Source organism: Streptomyces sp. NBC_01294 (genome assembly GCF_035917235.1).
GTDB classification, from domain to species: Bacteria; Actinomycetota; Actinomycetes; order Streptomycetales; family Streptomycetaceae; genus Streptomyces; species Streptomyces caledonius.
Map to the genome: position 1 here is coordinate 2,872,170 of NZ_CP108423.1, position 25,473 is coordinate 2,897,642.

21 protein-coding genes are annotated in these 25,473 nt (G+C 69.9%); 4 read left to right on the forward strand and 17 right to left on the reverse strand.

Features of this window, described 5'->3' with window-relative positions; translation table 11 throughout:
• The first annotated feature begins 27 nt into the window (after positions 1–27).
• Together OG534_RS12640 and OG534_RS12645 are read left to right on the forward strand one after the other, a co-directional pair.
• Positions 28–1,017 (forward strand): GNAT family N-acetyltransferase, encoded by a 990-nt coding sequence (locus OG534_RS12640; RefSeq protein ID WP_326588180.1) that lies wholly within the window; start codon positions 28–30, stop codon positions 1,015–1,017.
• The gene (locus tag OG534_RS12645; RefSeq protein WP_326588181.1) at positions 1,014–1,808 is read left to right on the forward strand and encodes a transglutaminase-like domain-containing protein; all 795 of its coding nucleotides are present in this window, start codon (positions 1,014–1,016) and stop codon (positions 1,806–1,808) included. The genes OG534_RS12640 and OG534_RS12645 overlap by 4 nt, the downstream gene beginning before the upstream one ends.
• 316 nt (positions 1,809–2,124) lie before the next feature.
• Here OG534_RS12645 and OG534_RS12650 read toward each other — a convergent pair whose 3' ends face one another.
• The 17 genes from OG534_RS12650 to OG534_RS12730 all read right to left on the reverse strand — a co-directional run bounded on the left by OG534_RS12650 (position 2,125) and on the right by OG534_RS12730 (position 23,972).
• Positions 2,125–3,927: a peptidoglycan binding domain-containing protein gene (locus OG534_RS12650; protein ID WP_326588182.1), complete on the reverse strand. Its 1,803-nt coding sequence runs from the start codon at positions 3,925–3,927 to the stop codon at positions 2,125–2,127.
• A gap of 358 nt (positions 3,928–4,285) precedes the next feature.
• Positions 4,286–4,669 (reverse strand): DUF6113 family protein, encoded by a 384-nt coding sequence (locus OG534_RS12655; RefSeq protein ID WP_326588183.1) that lies wholly within the window; start codon positions 4,667–4,669, stop codon positions 4,286–4,288.
• Entirely contained in the window at positions 4,666–5,562 is an 897-nt protein-coding gene (gene mshB / locus OG534_RS12660) for an N-acetyl-1-D-myo-inositol-2-amino-2-deoxy-alpha-D-glucopyranoside deacetylase (protein ID WP_326588184.1), read from the reverse strand. The genes OG534_RS12655 and mshB overlap by 4 nt, the downstream gene beginning before the upstream one ends.
• A gap of 21 nt (positions 5,563–5,583) precedes the next feature.
• Entirely contained in the window at positions 5,584–5,778 is a 195-nt protein-coding gene (locus tag OG534_RS12665; protein ID WP_030012369.1) for a hypothetical protein, read from the reverse strand.
• A 351-nt stretch (positions 5,779–6,129) separates the two neighbouring features.
• A complete protein-coding gene (locus OG534_RS12670; RefSeq protein ID WP_326588185.1) occupies positions 6,130–7,227 on the reverse strand; it encodes an ABC transporter ATP-binding protein in 1,098 nt (365 codons plus the stop codon).
• Positions 7,220–8,203: an ABC transporter ATP-binding protein gene (locus OG534_RS12675; protein WP_326588186.1), complete on the reverse strand. Its 984-nt coding sequence runs from the start codon at positions 8,201–8,203 to the stop codon at positions 7,220–7,222. Before OG534_RS12675 ends, OG534_RS12670 begins: the two co-directional genes overlap by 8 nt.
• 12 nt (positions 8,204–8,215) lie before the next feature.
• Positions 8,216–9,145, reverse strand: coding sequence for an ABC transporter permease (locus OG534_RS12680; protein WP_326593576.1), 930 nt, complete (start codon positions 9,143–9,145; stop codon positions 8,216–8,218).
• Between the two features lie 88 nt (positions 9,146–9,233).
• Positions 9,234–10,157, reverse strand: coding sequence for an ABC transporter permease (locus OG534_RS12685; RefSeq protein WP_326588187.1), 924 nt, complete (start codon positions 10,155–10,157; stop codon positions 9,234–9,236).
• An 86-nt stretch (positions 10,158–10,243) separates the two neighbouring features.
• Positions 10,244–11,875 (reverse strand): peptide ABC transporter substrate-binding protein, encoded by a 1,632-nt coding sequence (locus OG534_RS12690; protein WP_326588188.1) that lies wholly within the window; start codon positions 11,873–11,875, stop codon positions 10,244–10,246.
• Positions 11,876–11,982: 107 nt separating this feature from the next.
• The gene (locus tag OG534_RS12695) at positions 11,983–12,909 is read right to left on the reverse strand and encodes a GNAT family N-acetyltransferase (RefSeq protein ID WP_326588189.1); all 927 of its coding nucleotides are present in this window, start codon (positions 12,907–12,909) and stop codon (positions 11,983–11,985) included.
• A gap of 119 nt (positions 12,910–13,028) precedes the next feature.
• Positions 13,029–14,081, reverse strand: coding sequence for an ABC transporter ATP-binding protein (locus OG534_RS12700; RefSeq protein WP_326588190.1), 1,053 nt, complete (start codon positions 14,079–14,081; stop codon positions 13,029–13,031).
• Positions 14,074–15,165, reverse strand: coding sequence for an ABC transporter ATP-binding protein (locus OG534_RS12705; protein ID WP_326588191.1), 1,092 nt, complete (start codon positions 15,163–15,165; stop codon positions 14,074–14,076). The genes OG534_RS12700 and OG534_RS12705 overlap by 8 nt, the downstream gene beginning before the upstream one ends.
• 9 nt (positions 15,166–15,174) lie before the next feature.
• Positions 15,175–16,098: an ABC transporter permease gene (locus OG534_RS12710; protein WP_326588192.1), complete on the reverse strand. Its 924-nt coding sequence runs from the start codon at positions 16,096–16,098 to the stop codon at positions 15,175–15,177.
• Positions 16,099–16,121: 23 nt separating this feature from the next.
• The gene (locus OG534_RS12715) at positions 16,122–17,015 is read right to left on the reverse strand and encodes an ABC transporter permease (RefSeq protein ID WP_442807077.1); all 894 of its coding nucleotides are present in this window, start codon (positions 17,013–17,015) and stop codon (positions 16,122–16,124) included.
• Positions 17,016–17,245: 230 nt separating this feature from the next.
• Positions 17,246–18,898 carry a peptide ABC transporter substrate-binding protein gene (locus tag OG534_RS12720; RefSeq protein ID WP_326588194.1) on the reverse strand — a complete coding sequence of 551 codons (1,653 nt, stop codon included), beginning with the start codon at positions 18,896–18,898 and terminating at the stop codon, positions 17,246–17,248.
• Between the two features lie 474 nt (positions 18,899–19,372).
• The gene (typA, locus tag OG534_RS12725; RefSeq protein ID WP_326588195.1) at positions 19,373–21,277 is read right to left on the reverse strand and encodes a translational GTPase TypA; all 1,905 of its coding nucleotides are present in this window, start codon (positions 21,275–21,277) and stop codon (positions 19,373–19,375) included.
• A 346-nt stretch (positions 21,278–21,623) separates the two neighbouring features.
• On the reverse strand, positions 21,624–23,972 hold the full coding sequence (locus OG534_RS12730; protein WP_326588196.1) for an ABC transporter family substrate-binding protein: 2,349 nt from the start codon (positions 23,970–23,972) through the stop codon (positions 21,624–21,626).
• Between the two features lie 347 nt (positions 23,973–24,319).
• Between OG534_RS12730 and OG534_RS12735 the strand changes: the two genes are divergently transcribed.
• Together OG534_RS12735 and OG534_RS12740 are read left to right on the forward strand one after the other, a co-directional pair.
• Entirely contained in the window at positions 24,320–24,541 is a 222-nt protein-coding gene (locus OG534_RS12735; RefSeq protein ID WP_326588197.1) for a hypothetical protein, read from the forward strand.
• A 106-nt stretch (positions 24,542–24,647) separates the two neighbouring features.
• Entirely contained in the window at positions 24,648–25,472 is an 825-nt protein-coding gene (locus tag OG534_RS12740; protein ID WP_326588198.1) for a hypothetical protein, read from the forward strand.
• Position 25,473 lies beyond the last annotated feature (1 nt).

Below are 25,473 nucleotides of genomic sequence, written 5' to 3' on the forward strand. Positions count from 1 at the left end.
ATCCGAACAGGAGGGGCGGACAGAGCTGTGGAAATCACTGCGGGTGGACTGCTGGAGGTCCGTATCACCCCGGCTGACGTGGGTAAACGAGTCTCTGTACGACGGGTGGAGGCCGGACTGAGCGGATCACCCGAGTTCACGGACACGGTAGGTGTTCTCACATCCTGGAACGAGGGTGTGCTGCTGATCACAAAGAAGAACGGACAGTCCGTCCGGATCGCGGAATCGTCCCTGGTGGCAGGCAAGATCGTGCCTCCGGCGCCGGCGCGGCGGAGGGGTCCCGCGGCCTCCTTCGAGGAGCTGGTGAGGGTCGCGGCGCGCTCGTGGCAGCCGCTGGAGAGCGAGCAACTGGGCGGCTGGACGCTGCGGGCGGCCGCCGGATTCACCCGGCGGGCCAACTCCGTGTTGCCACTCGGCGACCCTGGGATACCGCTGGACGATGCACTCGCGCGAGTGACCTCCTGGTACGCGGAGCGAGCACTTCCGGCTTATGTGCAGGCCGCCACGGGGGCCGCCGGCACGCAGGAGCTGCTCTGCGCGGAACTGGAGCGGCGGGGCTGGGTGTCCGAGGTGTCGGCGGAGGTACGGACCGGGGCGCTGGCGCCGGTGGGCGACGTGGACGCGCCTGCGGCCGAGTCCGTACGTCTGACCCGTGTCCCGGACGAGGAGTGGCTCGGGCGCTACGGGAAGGTCTCCGACCCGGACCTGGCCCGGCGGATGCTGGTCGAGGGCCCGTCGGTGTGGTTCGCGGCGCTGCCCGGGGGCCGGGCCGTCGGGCGGTGCGTGGTGGACGGGCGGTGGGCCGGCTTCGCGGCGGTGACGGTGGATCCCGCGCACCGGCGGGAGGGCCTGGCGACGGCGGTGATGGCCGCGCTGGCGCGGCGGGCGCTGGAGGAGGGCGCGTCGGCGGCGTGGCTGCAGGTCGAGGCGGACAACGCGGGGGCGCTGGCGCTGTACGACGGGCTGGGCTTCTCGACGCACCACATGTACCACCACTACCGCCGGGCGGCGCAGTGAGTTCGGCGGCCTGGCGGGAGCAGTTCGCCGCGGAGGCGCGGGCGGAGCGCCCCGACCTGGCGCTGCTGTGCCTGCTGCTGGCCACGGAGGCCGACCCGGACCTGGACGAACGCGCCATGGACTGGGCGCAGATCGAGCTGGACCGGCTGGCCGGGATGCTCCCGTACGGGCTGCGGGGCGGGCGGGCCTGGGCCTCGGCGGTGACGGAACTGCTGGGCGGGCGCCTGGGCTTCCACGGCACGCCGGCGGACTACGACCGGCTGTCGTCCTCGCTGCTGCACGAGGTGCTGCGGCGGCGGCGCGGGCTGCCGATCCTGCTGTCGGTGGTGTGGCTGGAGGTCGCCCGGCGGGCCGGGGCCCCCGTATACGGGCTGGGGCTGCCGGGGCACTTCGTGGTGGGCTTCGGGGACCCCGAGGAGGGCGTGGTGGTCGACCCGTTCGCGGGCGGCGCGTCCTTGGGCGCCGGGCCCGCGGAGCTGGCGTCGGGGCCGCGTACGCCGGCCAGGACGCTGGACATCGTGCTGCGGATCCTGGGCAACATCCGGGCGTGGGCGTCGTCCCGCCCGGAGCACTCGGGGGTCGCCCTGTGGGCGCTGGAGCTGTCGCTGCTGCTGCCGTCGCATCCGGCGGCGCTGCGGTACGAGCGGGCGCGGCTGCTGGTGGAGCGGGGCTCCTTCCGGGAGGGGGCCGCGGAGCTGGAGGCGTACGCCGCCGTGGTGTCGGTGATCGACGCCGAGGCGGCGGCCCGCATCCGCTCCGAGGCCGTTTCCGCCCGCGCTCTGCTGAACTGACTCCGGCGTACGGGCCGCGCTGCGCGGGACTTCCCGCGCAGCGCCCGAAGCCGCGCCTCGATCGCCGGCGCGGCTCACGGGATCGGGGCTCCGCCCCGCGGACCCCGCGCCTCAAACGCCGGCGGGGCTGGATGACCAGCCCCGCCGGCGGCTAGGGCGTGTCTTTCGGATCTTGTCGGCCGAGCCCGCGTTGTCCGGTGCCGTGCATCGCAAGGCGGAGGTGCTCCGCTCGTACTGGACGTACTTGGGAGCCCCGACAACGCGGCGAGGTGCGGTGCCGGGCAGCGCGGGCCCGGCAAGATCCGGAAGACACGCCCTAGCTCGGGTTGGTTTCGATCACGACGGTCCGCTCGGCCGTGGTCTTGCCGCGCAGGGCCTTGCCGAGGGCGCCGGCGACGTCCTGCGGGGTGACCGCCGTCTTGTCGCCGGTGCCGCGGGTGATCAGGACTCCGTCGAAGGTGTTCCCGTAGATCGCCTTGAGCGCCTCCAGGTCGAACTTCTCCGTGAGGCGGCCCTCCACCGGCTGCATGCTGAGGATCTTGGGCAGGGACTTGCTGCCGAAGGCGATGACCTTGCCCCCCGCCTTGACCGTGGCGTTGGCGGACATCGCCGGCTCGGCGAACTCCTTCATGGCCCGGTCCAGTTCCGCCTGGTCGATGACCGGCGCCTTGGTCGCCGTGGGCAGCTCGGCCACGGCCGCCTTGCCGGTGGCGACCTGGTCGCGGAAGGCCTGGGTGACCTTTGCGACGGAGGCGTCGACGTCGAGCGTGGTGCCGGGCGTACCGGGGACCGCAACGGCCTTGCCGGTGTCGAACTTGATCGTGCCCTCGGTGACCGAGCCCGCCGTGCCCGCGAGTTCCTGCAGCGCGACCTGGAGCTTCTCCTCGTCGACCGGCATCACGGGGTCGGCGACGCGCTCGTTGCCGAGGAGCGAGCCGATGACCGTGACGGGGTTGTAGTCGCTGCCGGCCGCGTTGCGGACGGTGGTCTGGCTGTCCAGCGTCAGGCCGGCCTTCTCGGGCTTCAGCTCGACCTGCTTGCCGCCGACGCTGAGCTGGATCGGGGCGGCGGCGCGGGTGGCGAAGGCCGTCTGGAGCTTGGCCACGGCCTCGTCGCGGCTGCCGCTGATGTCGACGTCGAGGACGGTGGTGCCCTTGGGGACGTCGGAGTGGTTCAGGAGCAGCCCGGCGCCGTAGGCGACGCCGATCAGGGCCACGATGCCGCCGCCGAGGAGGACCAGCTTGGAGCGGCCCTTCTTGGCGGGCTTGGCCGCGGGCTTCTGCTGCGCGGGCGCGGGGCGGGGGGCGGCCGGTGCGGGCGTCGGTACCGGAGTCGGTACCGGGGCCGTCAGCGGGCCGTCCAGCTCGGGGCCGGGCCAGCTCGGCTCGTGTGCGGCGGGGGGACCGCCGACGGGGCCGCCGACGGGACCGGTCCCGAAGCCGGTGGGGCCGGCGGGGCCGCCCGGCTGGCTGCCGTAGACGGGGAACGCCTCGGTGGAGGGGCCGAGGTCACCCTGGTCGTTCCCGTACGCCGGGAAGCCCTGGGTCGATCCGACGCCGGGGCCGCCGGGCATCGGCGCCGCGGGGGCGGGCGCGAAGCCCTGGCCGTACTCCGGCACGGGCGGCTGCGGCATGCGCGGCGGCGCGTAGGCGGACTCCGCCATCGGCGGGGCCTGGGCGTGCGGCGGCGGCGGCGCGAAGCCCGCGCCCGGCCCGGGCGGAGGCGGCGGAGTGGGCGCGGGCCGCTGGGCGGGCGGCGGGGCGGCCGCGGCCGACGGCGTCTGCGCCGGGTCGGCCGCGGGCGACTTGCGGGGGGCGAACCAGTTGCTGGCCGCCTCCTCGGCTTCGGCCGGCCCCTGGGCCCGGGCCGGCTCCTGCTCGGCCTCGATCCGGGTCGGCCGGGGCCCCGGGCGCTGCGCGAGCGGCGGCGCGGGCGTCGGCTCCGGCGACGGCGGGGTCTGCGCCCCGGTGCCGGCCGAGCCGGAGTTGGTGCCCATCGACTTGCGTACGACCACAGGCGGGATCGGCCGCGAACCCGGGATGTTGATCCGGATCCGGGTCGTCAGGGTGGTCTCGGTCTTGGGCCCGTCGGAGTCGGGCGTGGACGGCTTCGAGGTCACAGGGTTCTCCTCCGGAGCGGTCGCCGCGCCAGGCCCGGTCGGCGCAGCCGTGGACGGGTACTGGCCGGTTCCATACGGCGGCGTACCCGAGGGGTATGCGGCTCCACCGTGCCCCGTGGGCCCGGAGGACGAACTGTCGGTTTCACGACTCAAGGCAGGTTCTCCCGGTTGGCTCCGCCGCCCGTCATACCGTGCGCGGGCAGCTCGGCGGCCCGTCCACCATACTTGCCGACGCCCGCACGCAACTGACGCCCGGGAATCAGGGGTTCCTCATAGCGCCCGCCAAACCCCCCTGAAGCACCCAGTGAGCCCCTTCGCGCCCCCCTGCGCCGATCTCCCTACGGGGTCCGACACCACGTCACTTGGCAGGCCGCGCGGCTGAAACCGGCCGATCCAGCGGACCGCGCATCGTGGCGCACATCACAGCGAGCACGGTTCCACCCAAAAGGTAGACGTACATGCCGATTCCGGACGAACTGAGGAGGAAGTCGCCCTCGGGACGCGGGAGGCTGAGCATCACGTACGCGAGGAACCAGCCGGCCGCGGCCCCGCCCACCCCGAGGCCGGTCCCGAGGGCGATACGGCCGCCGAGGAACAGCCCGAAGAGGGCCAGCAGTCCGAGCAGCAGGCCGCCGGGGAACCACAGGTCCACCACCAGCCAGCCGGCCGCGCCGGTGAGCGCGCCCAGGACCAGCAGGCCCAGGCAGGCGGCGATCCGGCCCGCCGTCAGCTTGCCGCTCATGCCTCCACCCCCGCGAAGAGGTCGTGTTCGCGGCTGCCCGCCGGGGCGCCCGGCCGGCCTTCGGCCAGTTCGTAGTACTCGCGGGTGAACAGCGGCTGCGCCAGGTCGTTGGAGAGGGCGAAGAAGGGCCCGTCCACGGCGATCTGGGTGGCGTGGGCCCGCATGGCGGCCGCCTTCGCCGCCGCGAACGCCTCGTCGGCGTCGATCTCGGCGGTGATCCGCTCGTCGGCGACGACCCCCGGCACGTCCTCGGGTGAGGCCAGCCCCGGGAAGGGGGGCGCGCCCTCCGCGGCGCGCAGCCTGGCGAAGCCCTCCTCGACGACCGAGCGGGGCACGCGGTTCCAGTAGATCTTCCCGACCGCGTGGGGCTCGCCGAGGTCGCGCCGGTAGGCGGTCTCCGCGGCCAGTTCGGCGGCGCGCATGGCGACCCGGTGGGCCTGGATGTGGTCGGGGTGCCCGTAGCCGCCGTCAGGGTCGTACGTGACGAGGACCTGCGGGCGCAGCTCGCGCACCACCTCCACGAGGTACGCGGCGGCCTCGTCCACCTCGGCGGACCAGAAGGCCTCCGGGCGGTGGTTCTGCGGGGCGCCCATCATCCCGGAGTCCCGGTAGCGGCCGGGGCCGCCGAGGAACCGGTGGTCGCGGACGCCCAGTTCGGCCATGGCGTCGGCGAGCTCGCCGACGCGGTGGGCGCCGAGGGTGTCGTCGCGGTCGGCCGCCAGGTGGGCGAGTCCGGGCGGGATGACCTCACCCTCCTCGCCCAGGGTGCAGGTCACCAGCGCGACGTGGACGCCCTCGGCCGCGTACTTGGCCATGGTGGCGCCGTTGTTGATCGACTCGTCGTCGGGGTGCGCGTGCACGAGGAGCAGACGACGGGCGGGGAGACCGTTCATGGGGCTAGCCTACGAGGCGACCTAGAACTTGAGGCCACTGATCATGCTCGCCACGTTCGAGGTGAGCTGGCTGAGGGTCGGGGCGATGGTGGAACTCGCCAGGTAGAAGCCGAGCAGCACACAGACCACCGCGTGTCCCGCCTTCAGGCCCGCCCTTCGGACCAGCAGGAAGACGATGATCGCCAGCAGCACCACGGCAGAGATCGAGAGTGCCACGGCGTTTCACCTCCACGTCGAGCGGACATCGGTACGCGTATTCGTGCTCGGCGAGAGTCATACCCACCGTGCGCTACGGATCATAACTATCCGTGCCAGCGCATCGATCGAAATCCGGCAGCACGAGGGGCGCATGCCGCGCGTGCGCGGGGTCACGGGGAGGCCGGCCGGAGGGGCTGTGCGCCTCCCCGGCCGGCTGTCGGCACCCGCACGGCCGCACGGCACCCAGGCTGCATGCCCCAGATCTCGGGGCAGAAACGGTCAAGTTGCCCCCGTGTAAACCGCGTTGGGGCGGGCTGCCGTTTCCCGCACCGGACATACGCGCGGTGGCCGGAAATGATCGGTCGGCTGCTAATCCTTCGTCAACGGATCCGGCGGGGACGGCGGAAGGGGCGGCGACGGGGGCGGCGGAGGCGACGGGGGCTGGGCCGATGGGGGGACCACCTGCTTCTCCGCCGCGAAGTGGCAGGCCGAAGGGTGCGCCGCCGGGCCGGAGGGGAAGACCTGCGGGACCGCGAGCAGCGGGACCTCCGCCGCGCAGCGCGCCTCGGCCTTCCAGCAGCGGGTGCGGAAGGGACAGCCCGACGGCGGGTTGGCCGGGGACGGCACGTCGCCGGAGAGGATGATCCGCTCGCGGTGGGCACGGGCCTCCGGGTCGGGGACCGGGACGGCCGAGAGCAGCGCCTGGGTGTACGGGTGCGTCGGGTGGTCGTAGATCTGCGTGTCGGTGCCGATCTCGACGATCCGGCCCAGGTACATGACGCCGACCCGGTCGGAGATGTGCCGCACGATCGAGAGGTCGTGCGCGATGAAGACGTAGGACAGGTCGAAGTCGCTCTGCAACCGGTCCAGCAGGTTGATGACCTGCGCCTGGACGGAGACGTCGAGCGCGGAGACCGGCTCGTCGGCGACGATGATCTCGGGCTGCAGGGCCAGGCCGCGGGCGATGCCGATGCGCTGGCGCTGACCGCCGGAGAACTGGTGCGGGTAGCGGTTGATGTACTCCGGGTTCAGGCCGACGACGTCGAGCAGTTCCTGGACCTTGCGGCGCCGGTCCCCCTTCGGGGCGACCTCGGGGTGGATCTCGTACGGCTCGCCGATGATGTCGCCGACCGTCATGCGCGGGTTCAGCGAGGTGTACGGGTCCTGGAACACCATCTGGATGTTGCGGCGCACGGCCTTGAGGGCGCGTCCCGACAGCTTGGTGATGTCCTCGCCCTTGTACGAGATCGTGCCTGACGTCGGCCGCTCCAGGTTGACCAGCATCTTGGCCACGGTCGACTTCCCGCAGCCGGACTCGCCGACGATGCCCAGCGTTTCGCCGGCGCGCAGGTCGAAGGAGACCCCGTCGACGGCCTTGACCGCGCCGACCTGCTTGCGGAAGACGATGCCCCGGGTCAGCGGGTAATGCTTGACCAGGTCCTTCACTTCCAGCAGGGACTCAGCCATGGAGGCACTCCTTCCAGAAGTGGCAGGCGCTGGTCCGCTCCACGGGCGACTCGGTCACCCGGTACAGCGGGGGGACGTCGGTGCGGCACACCGGCTGCGCCATCGGGCAGCGCGGGTTGAAGGCGCAGCCGGGCGGGATGGCCACCAGGTTCGGCGGCAGGCCCTTGATGGCGTACAGCTCCTGGCCCTTCTGGTCCAGGCGCGGGATCGAGTCCAGCAGACCGCGCGTGTACGGGTGCGCGGGCGCCTTGTAGATCTCGTGGACGGGGGCCGCCTCGACGATCCGGCCCGCGTACATGACGGCGATCTTGTCGGCGACGTCCGCGACCACGCCGAGGTCGTGGGTGATCAGGATGAGGCCCATGTTCAGCTCGCGCTGGAGCTCGGCCAGCAGGTCCATCACCTGGGCCTGGACCGTGACGTCCAGGGCCGTCGTCGGCTCGTCCGCGATGATCAGCGAGGGCTCCAGGGCCATCGCCATGGCGATCATGATGCGCTGGCGCATGCCGCCCGAGAACTGGTGCGGGTAGTCCCCCACCCGGTCCTTCGCCGCCGGGATCTTCACCCGGTCCATCAGCTCGACGGCCTTGGCCTTGGCGTCCTTGCGGGACATCCCGCGGTGGACCTCGTACATCTCGCCGAGCTGCGCGCCCACGCTCAGGACCGGGTTCAGGGAGGAGAGCGCGTCCTGGAAGATCATCGCCATGTCGGCGCCGCGGATCTTGCGCCGCTCCTCCTCCTTCAGCTTCAGCAGGTCCCGTCCCTTGAAGAGGATCTCGCCGCCCGCGATGCGGCCCGGCGGCATGTCCAGGATCCCCATCACGGCCTGGGCGGTCACCGACTTGCCGGAGCCGGACTCGCCGAGCACGGCGAGCGTCTCGCCCTCGTCGACCGAGTAGTCGACTCCGTTGACCGCTTTCGCGACGCCGTCGCGCGTCTTGAATTCCACGTGCAGGTCGCGGACTTCGAGCAGCATGTGCGGGGCTCCTCAGCGCAGCTTGGGGTCGAGGGCGTCGCGCACCGCGTCGCCGAGCATGATGAAGGCGAGCACGGTCAGGCTCAGCGCGCCCGCCGGCCAGAGCAGCATGTGCGGGGCGTTGCGGATCTGCGAGGCCGCGTTGGAGATGTCGATGCCCCAGGAGACGGTGGGCGGGCGCAGGCCGACGCCGAGGAACGACAGGGTGGCCTCCAGGGAGATGTAGGTGCCGAGCGCGATCGTGGCGACCACGATGACGGGGGCGACGGCGTTGGGCGCCACGTGCCGCAGCAGCATCCGGCCGTTGCCGGCGCCCAGGGCCCGGGCGGCGTGGACGTAGTCGTTCTGTTTGGCGGTGATCACCGAACCGCGGGCGATGCGGGAGATCTGCGGCCAGCCCAGGAGCACGATGAAGCCGACCACCGGCCAGACGGTGGTGCTGGTGACGACGGACAGGAAGACCAGGCCGCCGAGGACCACCGGGATGCCGAAGAAGATGTCGGCGACCCGGGAGAGCAGCGCGTCGCCCCAGCTGCCGAAGAAGCCGGCGAGCCCGCCGAGCGCGGAGCCGAGCAGGGCGGCGCCGAGGGTGGCGCAGATGCCCACGGTGATGGAGGCGCGGGCGCCGTAGACGGTACGGGTGTACACGTCGCAGCCCTGCGTGTCGTAGCCGAAGGGATGGCCGGGGGAAGAGCCCTGCTGCGATTTGGACAGGTCGCACTGCAGGGGGTCGCCGCTCGCGATGAGCTGGGGCCAGATCGAGATGACGATCAGGAAGAGGATCATCAGCGAGGAGATGACGAAGACCGGGTTGCGGCGCAGCTGGTGCCAGGCGTCGGACCACAGCGAGCGCGCCTTCTCCCCCGGGCCGGCGCCGCCGGCCGGGCCCCGGGTCTTCTCGACGCCCTCCAGGCTCTCGGCCTCGTCCAGGGCGAGATCCATCGGTCCGCCCTGGCCGGTGGGAGAGATCGCCTCGCGCGGGCGCGGGCCGACGGGGTCGTAGCCGCCGGGGCCTTCGGGGCGCTCGGGATCAGGCATAACGGATCCTCGGGTCCAGGACCGCGTAGAGCAGGTCGACGAGCAGGTTCGCCAGCAGGAAGACGATGACGAGGATCGTCACGAAGCCGACGACCGTGGGCGAGTTGTTGCGCAGGATGCCCTGGTAGAGCTGGTAGCCGACGCCGTGGATGTTGAAGATCCGTTCGGTGACGATGGCGCCGCCCATCAGCGCGCCGATGTCGGTGCCGATGAAGGTGACCACCGGGATCAGCGAGTTGCGCAGCAGGTGGCGGGTGACGACGCGGCGGCGGGGCAGGCCCTTGGCGACGGCGGTGCGCACGTAGTCGGCCTTGACGTTCTCGGCGATGGAGGTGCGCGAGAGGCGGGTGACGTAGGCGAGGGAGACCAGCGCGAGCACGATGCCGGGCAGGATCAGCTCGCTGAAGGGGGCGTCCGGGGAGACGGTGGGACGTACCCAGCCCCATTTGACGCCGAAGAGGTACTGGAGCAGATAGCCCGTCACGAAGGTGGGCACCGAGATGACCACGAGCGTCATCACCAGGACGGAGGTGTCGACGGACTTGCCGCGGCGCAGGCCGCTGATCACGCCGAGGGTGATGCCGACGACGACCTCGATGACGATCGCGACGATGGTCAGGCGCAGGGTGACGGGGAAGGCACTGGCCATCAGCTCGGTGACCGACTGTCCGTTGAAGGCCGTGCCGAAGTCGCCCTGGAAGATCTGGCCCATGTAGTGGAGGTACTGCTTCCACAGGGGCTGGTCGAGGTAGAGGTCCTTGCGGATGCGGGCGGCGGTGGCGGGGTCGGGGGCCTTGTCGCCGAAGAGGGCCGCGACCGGGTCACCGAGCGCGTACACCATGAAGAAGATCAGGAAGGTGCTGCCGATGAACACCGGGATCATCTGGAGCAGCCGCCGGATCACATAACGTCCCATGGAGTGCTCCATGCCTGTCGAGGGGCGCGCGTCGAGGGGGCGCGGCGGGCCCCGCGCGGGGCGTGGGGCCCGGATCCGGGAGTGGGTCAGAGGACCCTGATCTGGTCGTAGACCGGAACGCTGAACTGGTTGAGCGCCACGTCCGAGATCCGCTCGGAGTAGCCGGCGCTGCCGTTCTGGTACCAGAGCGGGATCGACGGCATCTGCTCGGCGAGGATCTTCTCCGCTTCCTGGAAGGTCGCGGTCGCCTTGGCCGTGTCGCTGTCCCGGTTCGCCTCGTCGACGAGGCGGTCGAAGTCCGGGTTGCTGAACTTCCCGTAGTTGGAGGAGGCCCCGGTGTAGTAGAGCGGCTCCAGGAAGTTCTGGATCAGCGGGTAGTCGGCCTGCCAGCCGGAGCGGAACGGGCCGGTCAGCTTGTAGCTGCTCTGCTGGTTCCGGAAGTCGGCGAAGGTGCCGATCGGGTTGACCGTGCAGACCGGTCCCTCGCTCAGCGCGTTGTTGACGCTGTTGCAGACGGCGTCCATCCAGTCGCGGTGCGAACCGGTGTCCACGTTGGAGGTCAGCGTGACCTTGCCGCCGGGCAGTCCGCCGCCCTCCTGGATGAGCTTCTTGGCCTCGGCCGGGTCGTAGACGCAGGCGTCGCCGCAGAGGGTCTCCGAGAAGCCGCCCTTCTCGCCGAGGGCCGGCGAGGTCCAGTCCTTGGCGGGGGTGCGGGTCTCCCGGAAGATCTGCTTGGTGATCTCGTCGCGGTTGATCGCCCGTGAGATGCCCAGCCGGACCTTCTCCATGCCGGCCTTGCTCCACTGCGGGTCGTACAGCGGGAAGGTGAGGGTCTGGATGATGAGGGCGGGCTGGTTGATGTACCGGTCGCCGAGGTCGTTCTTGACGTTCTTCAGCTGCTGGGCCGGGATGTCGTCGACGAGGTCGAGGTTGCCGGAGATCAGGTCGGTGTAGGCGGTGTTGTTGTCGGTGTAGACCTTCAGGTCCACGCCGCCGTTCTGCGCCTTGTCCGCTCCGGTGTACCCGTCCCACTTGCGCAGCTGCATGCCGGTGCCCTTGGTGTACGAGTCCACCAGGTACGGGCCGTTGCCGACGGGCTTGTCCAGCCATGCCGCGTGGTCGGTGAAGAAGGCCTTGGGAAGCGGGGAGAAGGCCTGGTAGCCGAGGGTCACGGGCCAGGTGGAGAACTTGTCCTTGAGCGCGACGGTGAAGGTCTTGTCGTTCTTGACGACCAGTCCGGACATCGTCTTGGCCTTGGGTTCCCCGGACTTGGGGTGCACGTCCTCGTAGCCGACGATGTCGGAGAAGAAGGGCGAGTTGTTCTGCTTGTTGCGCACGTCCGCGCCGTAGTTCCAGGCGTCCACGAAGGACGCGGCGGTGACGGGCTCGTCGTTGCTGAACTTCCAGCCGTCCTTCAGCGTGATGGTGAAGTTCTGGCTGTCGGTCGTCTCGATGTTCTCGGCGAGCATGTTCACCGCCTCGCCGGTCTTCGCGTCGTAGCGCTTGAGGCCACGGAAGAGCATGTCGAGGACCTTGCCGCCCTGCACCTCGTTGGTGTTGGCCGGCTCCAGCGGGTTCTGCGGGTCACCCCACGAGGAGCTGACGATCCCCGCGTCGCCGCGGTCCGCGCCGCTGTCGCTTCCGCCGCCGCAGGCCGTCGCCCCGAGGGCGACGGCCACCGCACATGCGGCCCACTTGGCGTGGGTGGCTCCGCGCATGGAGTGCCTCCTCTTGGTCCCAAGACTCGCTTAGGGGCCAATGTCACCTTATGTGGGTGACCACACACGCATGGTTGGACCGATTGCACCCGCGCGTCACGCGCCTGTCACTCCTGCGAGTGCAAAGGCAGCTCCCAGCTGTCGACGGCGTAGTGCAGGCCCATGCCGTGCGCCTCGTAGAGCGCCAGTGCGCCGGTCTCGTTGCGGGTGTCCACGCCGAGGCCCATGGTGTCTCGGCCGCGCGCCGCGTAGGCGGCGAAGCCGTGGCGCAGCAGGAAGCCGCCGAGGCCGAGGCCGCGCACGTCCTTGCGTACGCCGATGTGGCTGACCCAGCCCATGCTCGTACGGTCGTCCCGGGTGAGCAGCACGCCCACGTCGCCGTGGCCGGGCAGGCTCGCGATCCACACCAGGGACCAGTCGAGCTTGCGGCCGTCGATGTGGTCGAGCCAGGACTCGTACGGGCGGTCCACATGGCCGAAGTGCGCGGCGAAGGTCTCCTCGACCAGGGCGTGCGCCCGGTGGCGGTCGGCCTCGTCGTCGCCGCAGTGGCGCAGGGTGAGCCCGGCGGGCGGGGCCGGGGGCGGGTCGCCTGCCGGGGTCAACGAGCGGGTCATGACCTGGTAGTGGCGGATGGTGCGGTAGCCGCGGCCGGTGAGGAGGGAGAGGTCGAGGGTGGGCTTCACGTTGAGCTGGAGCCTCAGGACGCCCGGTCCGGCGGTGATCTCGCGGGCCCGTGCCTCCATGTGGTCCAGCAGCAGGGCGGCGGCCTCCCGGTGGCCTGGCAGCACGTAGTGGTCGCCGTCGACCCGGCCCGGGCCGGAGTCCGCCCAGACGAGGGCGTAGGCCACGAGCCGCCCGTCTTCGAAGGCGAGCCAGGAGTCGGTGGCCAGGTCGACGTCGGGGGCGTTGAGGTCCGACTCGACGGTGCCCAGGTCGGTCTCCGGACGCCCGATCTCGATCATGTCGACGGCGTTGAGCAGGGCGCAGATGTCGGCCGCGTCCCCGGGCCCGGCGGGCCGTACGGTGAGGGTCATCCCCTCACTCTCCGATCCTGGCTCCCCCGGCCGCAACGGATTTCCGCGCGGCCACGCGAAACGGCCGGCCCCCGGTGCCGTGGGGCACCGGGGGCCGGCCGTCGTGCTCAGCGCGTGGGTCAGACGGCCAGGATGGCCTTCTCCTCCGCGAAGTGGCACGCGGAGCTGTGCGCGGCCAGGGTGTCCTGGCCCTTGAAGCGCTCCGGGATCGCCAGCAGCGGCTCCTCGGTGGAGCACTTGTCCTGGGCCTTCCAGCAGCGGGTGCGGAAGCGGCAGCCCGACGGCGGGTTGGCCGGGGACGGCACGTCGCCGGTGAGGATGATCCGCTCGCGGCCCTCGCGGGCGGCCGGGTCGGGGACCGGGACGGCCGACAGCAGCGCCTGCGTGTACGGGTGCGTGGGGTGCTCGTAGATCTCGGCGTCGGAGCCGATCTCGGCCATCTTGCCGAGGTACATGACGCCCACGCGGTCCGAGATGTGCCGGACGATCGACAGGTCGTGCGCGATGAAGAGGTAGGACAGGTTGAACTCGTCCTGGAGCTTCTCCATCAGGTTGATGACCTGCGCCTGCACCGACACGTCGAGCGCGGAGACCGGCTCGTCGCAGATGATGATCTCGGGCTGCAGGGCCAGGCCGCGGGCGATGCCGATGCGCTGGCGCTGACCGCCGGAGAACTGGTGCGGGTAGCGGTTGATGTACTCCGGGTTCAGGCCCACGACGTCCAGGAGCTCCTGGACCTTGCGGCGCCGGTCGCCCTTGGGAGCCACCTCGGGGTGGATCTCGAAGGGCTCGCCGATGATGTCGCCGACCGTCATGCGCGGGTTCAGCGAGGTGTACGGGTCCTGGAACACCATCTGGATGTTGCGGCGCACGGCCTTGAGGGCCTTGCCGGACAGCCGGCTGATGTCCTCGCCCTTGTACAGGACCTCGCCCGCGGTGGCGCGCTCGAGGTTCATCAGGAGCTTGGCGACCGTGGACTTGCCACAGCCGGACTCGCCGACGATGCCGAGGGTCTCGCCCTGGTAGAGGTCGAAGGAGATCCCGTCGACCGCCTTGACCGCGCCGACCTGCTTCTTGAACAGGATTCCCTGGGTCAGCGGGAAGTGCTTGACCAGGTTACGGACCTGGAGGATCGGCTCGCGCTCGGTGGCGTTCTTGGTGAGCTCAGCCATGGATCTGCTCCTTCCAGAAGTGGCACGCGCTGCCGCGGCCCGGCAGTTCGGTGCCGTCCTGCTCGGTGACCGGGTGCAGTACCGGAATCTCCGTACGGCAGATGTCCTGCGCCTTGGGGCAGCGGGGGCTGAAGGCGCAGCCCGCGGGGATGCGGAGCAGGTTGGGCGGCAGGCCCTTGATCGCGTAGAGCTCCTGGCCCTTCTGGTCCAGGCGCGGGATCGAGTCGAGCAGGCCACGGGTGTACGGGTGGGACGGGCGCTTGTAGATCTCGTGGACCGGAGCGGTCTCGACGATCCGGCCCGCGTACATGACCGCGATCTTGTCCGCGACGTCGGCGACGACGCCGAGGTCGTGGGTGATCAGGATCAGGCCCATGTTCATCTCGCGCTGGAGCTCCGCGAGCAGGTCCATGACCTGGGCCTGGACGGTCACGTCGAGCGCCGTGGTGGGCTCGTCGGCGATGATCAGGTCCGGCTCCAGGGCCAGCGCCATGGCGATCATGATGCGCTGGCGCATGCCGCCGGAGAACTGGTGCGGGTAGTCGCCCACGCGCGCCTTGGCGGCGGGGATCTTCACGCGGTCCATGAGCTCGATGGCCTTGGCCTTCGCGTCCTTCTTGGACGCGCCCCGGTGCACCCGGAACATCTCGCCGAGCTGGTCGCCCACCGAGTAGACCGGGTTCAGGGAGGACAGCGCGTCCTGGAAGATCATCGCCATCTTGTTGCCGCGGAGCTTGCGGCGCTCCTCGTCGGACATCTTGAGGATGTCCTTGCCGTGGAAGCGCACCTCGCCGCCCGCGATCCGTCCGGGCGGGCTGTCGAGAATGCCCATGATCGCCTGAGCGGTGACGGACTTGCCGGAGCCGGACTCGCCGAGCACGGCGAGGGTCTCGCCGGAGCTGACGCTGTAGCTCACGCCGTTGACGGCCTTGGCGACCCCGTCACGGGTCTTGAACTCGACCTGGAGGTTGTCCACCTCCAGCAGCGGCACGGCGGACCCGCCGCCCGTCTCCGCAACGCTGAGAATCTCCGACGTCGTCACGCCGCCACCTTCGTCCTGCTTGCTGATGTTGTCTCGGGGCATCGGGCGGCCCTACCGGAGCTTCGGGTCGAGCGCGTCACGCAGGCCGTCGCCGACGAAGGCGAAGCCGAGCACGGTGACGACGACGAACAGGCTCGGGTACACCCAGAGGTGGTCCTCGACGCCGATGAAGGCCTGGCCGGCGGCCAGCATGTTGCCCCACTCCGGGACGTCGACGGGGACGCCGGCGCCGAGGAAGGAGAGCGCCGCCACGCCGATGATCGTGGTGCCGACGTTGAACGTCGCGTAGACCAGCACGGCGGTCAGCGAGTTGGGCAGGATGTGCGTGCGGACGACCCGCCAGCCGCTGGCGCCGAGCGCCTTGGCCGCGTGGACGTAGTCCATCTCGCGCACCGACAGGATCGAGCTGCGCAGGAGCCTGGACACGGTGGCCCAGGAGAAGATCGCCAGCGAGATGATCACCGGGGTGATGCCGCGGCCGGTGACCAGGATGATGACGACGGCACCGATCATCAGCGGGAACGCGAGGAAGACGTCCGCGACGCGCATGACCAGGGTGTCGGCGAAGCCGGCGAAGTAACCGGCGATGGCGCCGAGGGCGACACCGATCAGCACCGCGAAGAAGATCGAGGCGAGGCCGACGAACATGGCGACGCGGGTGCCGGCTATGAGGCGCGAGAACATGTCGCGGCCCAGGGCGTCGGTACCCATCCAGTGGGTGCCGTCGGGGTCGGCGAGCGTGTTCTCGAGGTCCTGAGCCGTCGGGTCGAACGGCGCGAGCATGTCGCCGAAGATCGCGGTCAGGAACAGCAGGCAGATGATGAAGAGGCCGACGACGGCCAGCTTGTTCTGGACGTAGCGGTGGCGGATCTCGCCCCACTGGCTCAGTTGCTTGGGTGCGGGTTCGGCCGGGGCCGAAACGGACGACACGGGGTTCTCGTCCCCGATCGCCGGGCTCGTGGCGAGCTCAGACATGAGGAAATCCTCCTTGGGGGCGGTCAGCTGAGGCGGATACGCGGGTCGAGGGCCGCGTACAGCAGGTCCACGATGAGGCTGAGGACGACGAAGATGGCGACGCTGTAGGTCACGACGCCGATCACGATCGGGTTGTTCTGCTGCTGAATCGCCTGAACCAGTGCCAGACCGACACCGTCCCAGTTGAAGATCGCCTCAGTGATGAGCGCACCACCGAGGAGTGCACCGAACGAAATGCCCAGGTAGGTCACCACGGGAATGGACGAGTTGCGCAGCACGTGCTTGAACAGCACGCGACGGCGCGGAAGTCCCTTGGCCACGGCCGTCTTCACGTAGTCCGCGCGCAGCACCTCGAGCATCGTGCCGCGCGTGAGGCGGGCGACGAAGGCGATGTCGGTGATCGCGAGGGTGACTGCGGGAAGGACCATGCCGATGAGCTTGTCGCCGCCCAGCTGCGGGAACCACTGGAGTTCCACCGCGAAGTACTTCATGAGCAGCATGCCGATGACGAAGGTTGGGAATCCGACGGCCATCGTCGTAAAAAATGTCGTGGCCATGTCGAGAATGCTGTATCTGTAGAGCGCGGCGATGATGCCCACGCCCATGCCGAACACGGTGACGAGAACGATGGCCAGCAGGGCCAGCTTCGCCGTGTTCTGAAGCTTGGGGGCGAGGATGTCGGAAACCTCGCGGCGCTGCACGAAGTCCTCGCCGAGGTCTCCGGTCGCAACCTTCGAGACGTAGTTCACATACTGCTCGGGCAGCGACTTGTCGAGCCCGTAACGCGCCTTGAGTTCCGCGACCACTGCGGGGTCACGTGCCTTGTCGCTGCCCGCGATCGAACCCACGGGGTCACCGGGGAGTACGAACAGACACGCGAACAGAACCATGGTCGCGCCGATGAGGACTATGACCATCTGCCCGAGGCGACGGGCGACGTACCTTCCCATGTTTTGCCTCTCTACCTGGCCGCTTCTGGGAGCAGCGGCCTCCGACCCAAGGAACGGATCGGCTCTCGGCCTGCGGGGATTGCCCGCGGATGTGAGGGGTGCCGAAGTAAAAACGGCCTGCCGAGCGGGGCCGCGGCCCACCGGTCACCCGGGGGCCGCGGCACGTTCGCTCCTGACGGATATACCGTCCGAACCGATTACTTCTTGAGCGAGATCTTCTCGAGGATCGGGTCCTCGTTGAAGTTGATGTCGTCCAGACCGTTGAACTTGTCGGTCGCCATCAGGCGGAACTGGGAACGGTTGAAGGTCGGGATGAGCGCCATGTCGTCCATGGCCATCTTCTCGGCCTGCTGGTACATCTTGATGCGAGCGGCCTCGTCCTTGGTGGCGCGGGCCGTGTCGATCAGCTTGTCGAACTCCGGGTTGTTGTAACGCGCACGGTTGTCACCGGTCACGTTGCCCTCAGCGTCCTTCGCCATGGAAGACGAGTGCAGGAGCGGGAAGAGGAAGTTCTCCGGGGTCGGGTAGTCCGCGCCCCACGCGAAGCGGTAGACACCGGTGGCCGCGGCACCCTGCTGCTCCTTGAGCATGCCCGGGAAGTCCTTGCCGTCCAGCTTGACCTTGACGCCGAGGACGTCCTCGACCTGCTTCGCGACGGCCTGGACCCACTCTTCGTGGCCCGCACCGGTGTTGAAGCTGAACTTGAGCTCAGAGCCCGGCTTCAGGCCCGCCTTCTCGGCGTGCTCCTTGGCCTTGGCGGGGTCCTGCTTGATGCAGGAGACGCACAGGTCCTTCTGGTACGCCTTCGGGAACGCCGGCGGCACGATGGTGGTCGACGGGGTCTGGAAGCCCTGGAAGACACCCTTGGCGATGGCCTGACGGTCGATCGCGTAGGAGATCGCCAGACGCGCGTCCTTGGACGCGGTCGGGCCGTTGTCACCGATCGGCAGAACGAAGTTCATGCCGTTCGTGTCCTTGGCGAACCACTTGTTCTGCGCCTTGAACTTGGCCTCGGCGACCTTGAGCATCGGCGTGGGGATGTGCGCGTAGTCGAACGTGCCGGCCTGGAAGCCGTCGTACTCGAGCTGGTGCGCGGTCTTGTCGTTGAGCAGCGTGACCTCGACGCGGTCCAGCGACGCCTTGGTCAGCGCGTAGCCGTCGTTGCGGACGAGGTTGATCGCCTTGTTGTGCTCCCAGGTGCCGTCCATCTTGAACGGACCGTTGCCGACGGGAGACTCGCCGAACGCCTTGTCCTCCTCGCCGACCTTGGCCGACTTCGGGACCGGGCTGTAGGCGGCGTGCGCCGTCTTCAGGACGAACTCGCAGTCACCCTTGGCCAGGTCCACCTTGATGGTGTTCGGGTCCGGGGTGGTGACACCGGCGAAGGTCTTCGCGGAGCCGTCCTGCAGCTCCTTGTAGCCCTTGATGCCGGCGAAGTGGTACGCCACGTCGGACGCGGCGGCCTTGTGAGCGGCACGGGCCCAACCACGGGAGAACGCCTCGGCGTCCACGACCTCGCCGTTGGAGAACTTGGTGTCCGGCTTGATCTTGAAGGTCCAGGACGCGCAACCCTCGTCCGAGCTCGCCGACTCGGCGAGCGCCGGCTCGGCCAGGCCGTCCGGCGTGTTCGAGTACAGGCCGGTGAACAGGGCGTTGGCCAGCAGGATGCCCGTGGACTCGTGGGCGCGCCCCGGGTCGATGGTGTCCGGCTCGGTGCTGCCCAGCCGGAACGTGCCCCCGGCGGCAGAACTGCCCTTGTCCTTGCTGTCACCGCTGCCGCCACAGGCAGTAGCGGCCAGGGCGACGACAACCGCGCCCACGACCCACTTGGCGCTCTTGGCACCGCGCATGGGTTTCCTCCTCATGAGTCCACTGATCGACTTGAGGGGCAAAAAAACCTCGCCGACACCCCTGACGGCGAGCAATTTTCCTGCCCATAGTGTGCTCGTGAGTCGGCGCGCTCCCCACAGCGCGTGACCCATTGACCCGAGCTCAATGGAGCCATCCTCAGGGACGGTCAGGCCGTAAACCACACTTAAGTGGTCTCGTTTTCACAACATCGATCTGCGTCAGAAACCCGAAATCCGGACAAACGGATAGGAGACAGACACGTGCGAAACGGACGGTTAGCTCATCTTCCGGAGTGTCACGGTCGGTATGCGGACACCTGAACGCAAAAATCCGCTTGACAGAAGCGAACAGCCCCTCGCATCACGGACTCCGCGACACGAGGGGCTGCTGCATTTCCAGGGCGGTGCGCCCCTACGGCAACGGGGCCGTCCGGCCCGGGGCAAACCCGGGCGGGACGACCCCAAAGGGCGTTCTTACTTGCCGGACTTGGCGCGCGACGCGGTGCGCGAGCGGTCCTTCTGGTCCAGGACGACCTTGCGGATGCGCACGGCCTCCGGGGTCACCTCGACGCACTCGTCGTCGCGGCAGAACTCCAGGGACTGCTCCAGGGAGAGCTTGCGGGGCGGCACCACGTTCTCGGTGTTGTCCGCGGAAGCCGCACGCATGTTGGTGAGCTTCTTCTCCTTGGTGATGTTCACGTCCATGTCGTCGGAGCGCGAGTTCTCGCCGACGATCATGCCCTCGTACACCTCGGTGCCGGGTTCGGTGAACAGGACGCCGCGCTCCTGCAGGTTGATCATCGCGAACGGCGTGACCGAGCCCGCGCGGTCCGCGACCAGCGAACCGTTGTTACGGGTGACCAGCGGGCCGAACCACGGCTCGTGACCCTCGTGGATGGAGTGGGCGATACCGGTACCGCGCGTGCCCGTGAGGAACTCCGTACGGAAGCCGATGAGACCGCGCGACGGGACGACGAACTCCATGCGGACCCAGCCGGAGCCGTGGTTCGACATGTTGTCCATGCGGCCCTTGCGGACGCCCATGAGCTGCGTGACCGCGCCCATGTGCTCCTCGGGGACGTCGATGGTCATGCGCTCGACCGGCTCGTGCACCTTGCCGTCGATCTCCTGCGTGACGACCTGCGGCTTGCCGATGGTCAGCTCGAAGCCCTCGCGGCGCATCTGCTCGACCAGGATGGCGAGCGCGAGCTCACCGCGGCCCTGGACCTCCCAGGCGTCGGGGCGCTCGGTGTCGAGGACGCGGAGCGAGACGTTGCCGACCAGCTCGCGGTCCAGACGGTCCTTGACCTGGCGGGCGGTGACCTTGCGGTCCTTGACCGCGGACTTGGCGTCCGCGCCCTTGCCGCTGCCGCCGCGGCCGACCATCGGGGAGGTGTTCGTACCGATGGTCATGGAGATCGCCGGCTCGTCCACCGAGATCAGCGGAAGCGCGATCGGGTTCTCCGGGTCGGCCAGGGTCTCGCCGATCATGATCTCGGGGAAACCGGCGACCGCGCAGATGTCACCCGGGCCCGCCACCTCGGCCGGCTTGCGGGTGAGCGCCTCGGTCATCATCAGCTCGGTGATGCGGACGTTGGACATCGAGCCGTCACGCTTGATCCACGCGACGGTCTGGCCCTTGCGCAGCTCGCCCTGCTCGACGCGGACGAGCGCGATGCGGCCGAGGAAGTTGTCGGCGTCCAGGTTGGTGACGTGGGCCTGGAGGGGGGCCTCCTCGTCGTACACCGGGGCCGGGACGTGCTCCAGGATGGTGGAGAAGAACGGCTCCAGGTTCGTGCTGTCCGCCGGGACGGTGCCGTCCTCGGGCTTGGTCAGCGACGCGACGCCGTCACGGCCACAGGCGTAGACGATCGGGAACTCGATCTGCTCCTCGTCCGCGTCCAGGTCCAGGAAGAGGTCGTACGTCTCGTTGACGACCTCGTCGATCCGGGAGTCCGGGCGGTCGGTCTTGTTGATGCAGAGGATGACCGGCATCTTCGCCTGCAGGGCCTTGCGCAGGACGAAGCGGGTCTGGGGCAGCGGACCCTCGGAGGCGTCCACCAGCAGAACGACGGCGTCCACCATCGACAGACCGCGCTCGACCTCACCACCGAAGTCGGCGTGGCCGGGGGTGTCGATGATGTTGATCGTGATCGGGGCCCCGCCGTCCTTGGGGTGATACTTCACCGCCGTGTTCTTGGCGAGGATCGTGATGCCCTTCTCACGCTCCAGGTCGTTCGAGTCCATCATGCGGTCGTCGAGGTGCTGGTGGGCGGCGAAGGCACCGGCCTGCTTGAGCATGGCATCGACGATGGTCGTCTTGCCATGGTCGACGTGGGCGACGATGGCGACGTTACGGATGTCGTGGCGCGTGGGCACTTCGGCGCTTCTCCCGGGATCGTGGATGGCGTCGCGTACGGCCTGGCACGCGCGCCTCGACCGGGCGAAAACCTGCCACGGCCTTACCCCATGGTACGTCGCGCAGCGGGAACCGCCTGCCGGGGGGTCTGTCAAGAGGCCGGACGAATGAGCGCGACCGAGTGCGGAGCGGGGTGACTCGGCCGCCCATCCTGCCGGTAATCATGCGGTCAACGGCCGGGTCAATGGGTATGGCACGACCTTGCCCGCCGGGATTCCGGCGGGCAAGGGACTTGAGTCACATCTGAGCTTGCGGACCTCGCGTCAACCTGACAGGCACCGCTTTGTCACCACTTCTTCTCCCCGGCTACTTCTTCTTGTCCTTGGCGGTCGGCGGCTTCTTCCAGCCGATGTCCTGATAGCGGGGGGCGCCGAGGCCGAAGGCTCCGGCATTGACCAGGCCCGGCTTGACGGCGACCAGCTCCGGGCGCTGGAAGAGGGGGATGGAGCCGGCGGCGGCCCAGATCCGGGCGTCCGCCTTGCGGATCAGCTCACGGGACTGCGCCTCGTCCAGCTCGCCGAGCGCCTGGTCGAACAGCTGGTCGATGTGGTCGGTGCCGACCCGGGTGTAGTTCTGTTCGACGAGCAGCGAGCCGTCCGCGGCCGGTTCCGGCTTCGCGAAGATGGGCCGGGCATCCGTGGCCGGGTAGGCGGTCGCGGGCCAGGAGTAGAGCGCCAGGTCGTACTGGCCCGAGGCGATGTGGTCCTTGAAGAAGCTGTCGTCGGCCACCTTGGTCGTCTCTGTGTTCACGCCGAGCTTCCGGAGCATCTGGGCGATCCGCTCGCCGACCGCGCGCAGGGACTCCGAGCCGGGGCCGGCCGGGAGGACGAAGCGCAGGGTGAGCGGCTTGCCGTCCTTGGCGAGCATGGTGCCGGAGGTGCGGGTGGCCTGCTTGGCCGGAGCCGGGGTGGCCTTGGCGGGGTCGGCCTCGTCGCCGTCGCGGGCCGGGCTGCGCTTGCCGTCGTCGACGGCCACGGCCCGGGCGGCCTGGGCGAGGAGGGCGGCGTGCTGCTGGGCGCCGAAGGGGGCGGGGGCCAGGACCGGGGAGGTACGGTCCGGTCCGCCGCCCGGCGCGAAGGCGTCGGCGTCGACGATCTCGCCGTCCGCGGCGCTGCCCGCCGGGCCGGCCTGCGGGCGCGGCGCGGTCGCCGGGAGCGCATCGCCGTTGGCCTCGTCGTCCTGGCCCACGATGTAGAGGCCGTCGTTTCCGGTGCCCGGGCCCGACGGGGTCTTCGAGTCGTCCTGCGGCGCGCTCTCCGGGCCGGCCTTGGCCCCGACCGGTTCCGTGAGCTTGCCGCCCCGGCGCCAGCCCGCGTCCGCGAGGAGGGCCTGGGCCGCCTGGGTGTCCTGGCCGCCGAGGGCCTCGCTGTTGTCGGCGTACGCCTGCTGTCCGGCCAGGGCCACGTGGCTGCCGACCGGCTTCGCGGGCAGGCCGAGCGGCTTCAGCACGCTTTCGGCCAGCGCCTTGCGGTCCAGGGCCCGGGCCACCGCGCGGCGCACCCGCTCGTCCGCCAGCGGGCCGGAGGTCCCGTTCATGGCGAGCTGCGTGTAGGCGGGCTCCAGGGACTTGCGGACGGTGAAGGTCCGCAGGGCCGCCTGCTCGTCGGCGTACCGCTTCACGGAGGCGACGTGCTTGTCGCGGCTCTCCTTCTCCGCCGCGGCCTTGTCCTCGTCCGTTCCGAAGGCGATCGCCCACGACAGGGTGGCCTGCGCCGGGGTCAGCGAGGCCCCCGGGCCGTGGGCCGGGGCCCCGCCCGAGCCCGAACCCGCGCCGCTCTTGCGGGCCGCGTCCCTGCGGGCCAGTGCGATCCGGTCGGCCCCGGCGCGGTCGATCTCCGCCAGGTCGAGCTTCCCGGCGGCCAGGGCCGCCGGGCGCTCGGCCCGCGGCACCGCCGTCAGGACGAGCGTGTCCAGCTTGGCGGGCCGGCCCCACCAGCGCGGATTGCGGGTCAGGGCCGCGGTGCCGGTCTTCTTGTCGATCGCCCCGAGGCTGAAGGGTCCGGCGGTGACCTTCAGCGTGCCGCGGGCGCCCTCGTTGAAGGCGTCCGGGGTGCCGGTGACCTGCTTGGGGTAGAGCGGGGTGAACAGGGAGCGCCAGTCGGCGTACGGCTTGCCGAAGGTGACCCTGATCTCCAGGTCGGTCTTGCCCTTCTCGATCTTCTCGATCCGGTCATAGCCGGCGTTGCGCGCCGTCCAGTACGCCGTGTCCTTGCCGTTCAGGGCCCGCCACTGCGCCACGAAATCGGCGGCGCCGATCTCCCGTCCGTCGCTCCACACCGCCTGCTGGTTGAGCTTGTACAGGACAACCTGCTTGGGCTCCCGCTCGACGACCTCGGCCTTCTCCAGGTAGTCGGGATTGGCCACCGGCCGCCCCTTGGCGTCCATCACGAACAACTGCGGCAGCACCGCCCCGGCGATCCTCGACGTGGTGGCGTCCGCGTCGGCCTGGAAGGTGTTCAGGGTGTCCGGGAGGGTGTCCACCGCCCAGCGCAGCACACCCCCGTCGGCGACCTTCTCGCGGGCCGTCGTGGCGATGTCCTGTCCTGCGGCGGCCGGACCGCCCTCGTCGTCACCCGCGCCGCAGCCCGTGAGCAGCGGCAGTGCGAGGACTCCCGAGGTCAGGAGCGCCAAGGACCTGCGCCTTCTCTGGGACATGGGTGGTACCTCCGGGGCGGGGCGTGGGGGAAGCATGATCACGTTCGGCGGTATATGGAGCTGATCACACCGGTTGCCGGAACCCACTGAAATCGACGGTCCGCCGCACCCTTCGCAGCCGCCTCTCGCCACGCCGCGAACCCCACCCGTGCGGACCAATCCCGCTTGCGCGGCGGACGGGCGTTTCCCCGTAAGAGGGATGAGAATGGGGGTAGGGAGGGGCGCACAGTTCACGCCTGCGCGCCCGCAATCGCTGCACGTCCCTTCACAACGGGGGACGGGAAGCGCGACACTCGCAGGCGCACATGAGCGTTGCCACCGCACCTTGGCGGAAGTGAGGGCAAATCATGTCCCTGCAAGACGATCTGAGTGCCGTACGGCGAAACCTGGACGAGCTGACGCGCAAGGTCGAGCGGCTGGAGCAGCAGGCCGCACGACGCAAGCCGGCAGCGGCGTCCCCGCCGGACCCGTCCCGGATGGTGACGGTGCCGGACACGCCGTACGACAGCTCTCTGTGGACGGACTCCGACGACGAGGGCCTGGGCGCCCGCGACCGCCGGGCGCCCTGACACCCACCCGTCGCACCACCCGCACCACACCCACACCCCATCTGGCCCGGCCGCCGAGCGGCCGGGCCTCCTGGGCCACCCCTCATCACTCCTCCCGGAGTCCCCTTTGGCCACAGGCACACAACCACCCCAGCAGCGGCCCGGCGGCGTCCACGACCCCTCCCGGGCCGCGATCGCTGTTCGGCACCTGCGGACCGACCGGTGGTGGCTGGCCCCCGCCGCCACCGCGGCCGGGCTGCTCGCCTTCGTCATCTACTCGACCTGGCGGGCCTTCGCGAACGCCGACTACTACGCCGCCCCGTACGTCTCGCCCTTCTACTCCCCGTGTCTCGCGGAGAACTGCGTCCCCATGCAGGACGGGCCCAACTGGGAGATCTTCGGCAGCTGGTGGGGCCTGTCCCCCGCCCTGATCATCCTGATCTTCCCGCTCGGCTTCCGGCTGACCTGCTACTACTACCGCAAGGCCTACTACCGAGGCTTCTGGGTCTCGCCGCCCGCCTGCGCCGTCGCCGAACCGCACACGAAGTACACCGGCGAGACCCGCTTCCCGCTGATCTTCCAGAACGTGCACCGGTACTTCTTCTACGCGGCGGTCCCGGTCGCGCTCATCCTGTCGTACGACACCCTGCTCACCTTCCGCGACGAGCACTACGAGTGGGGCCACATGGGCCTCGGGACGGTGTTGTTCCTCATCAACATCGTGCTGATCTGGGCCTACACCCTGTCCTGCCACTCCTGCCGCCACATCATGGGCGGCCGGCTCAAGCACTTCTCGAAGCACCCGGTGCGCTACCGGCTCTGGGGCTGGATCAGCCGGCTCAACAACCGCCACGCGCTGCTGGCGTGGGCCTCGCTGATCAGCGTCGCCCTGTGCGACTTCTACGTGTACCTGCTGGCGACCGGCGCCTTCACCGACCCGAGGATCTTCTGAG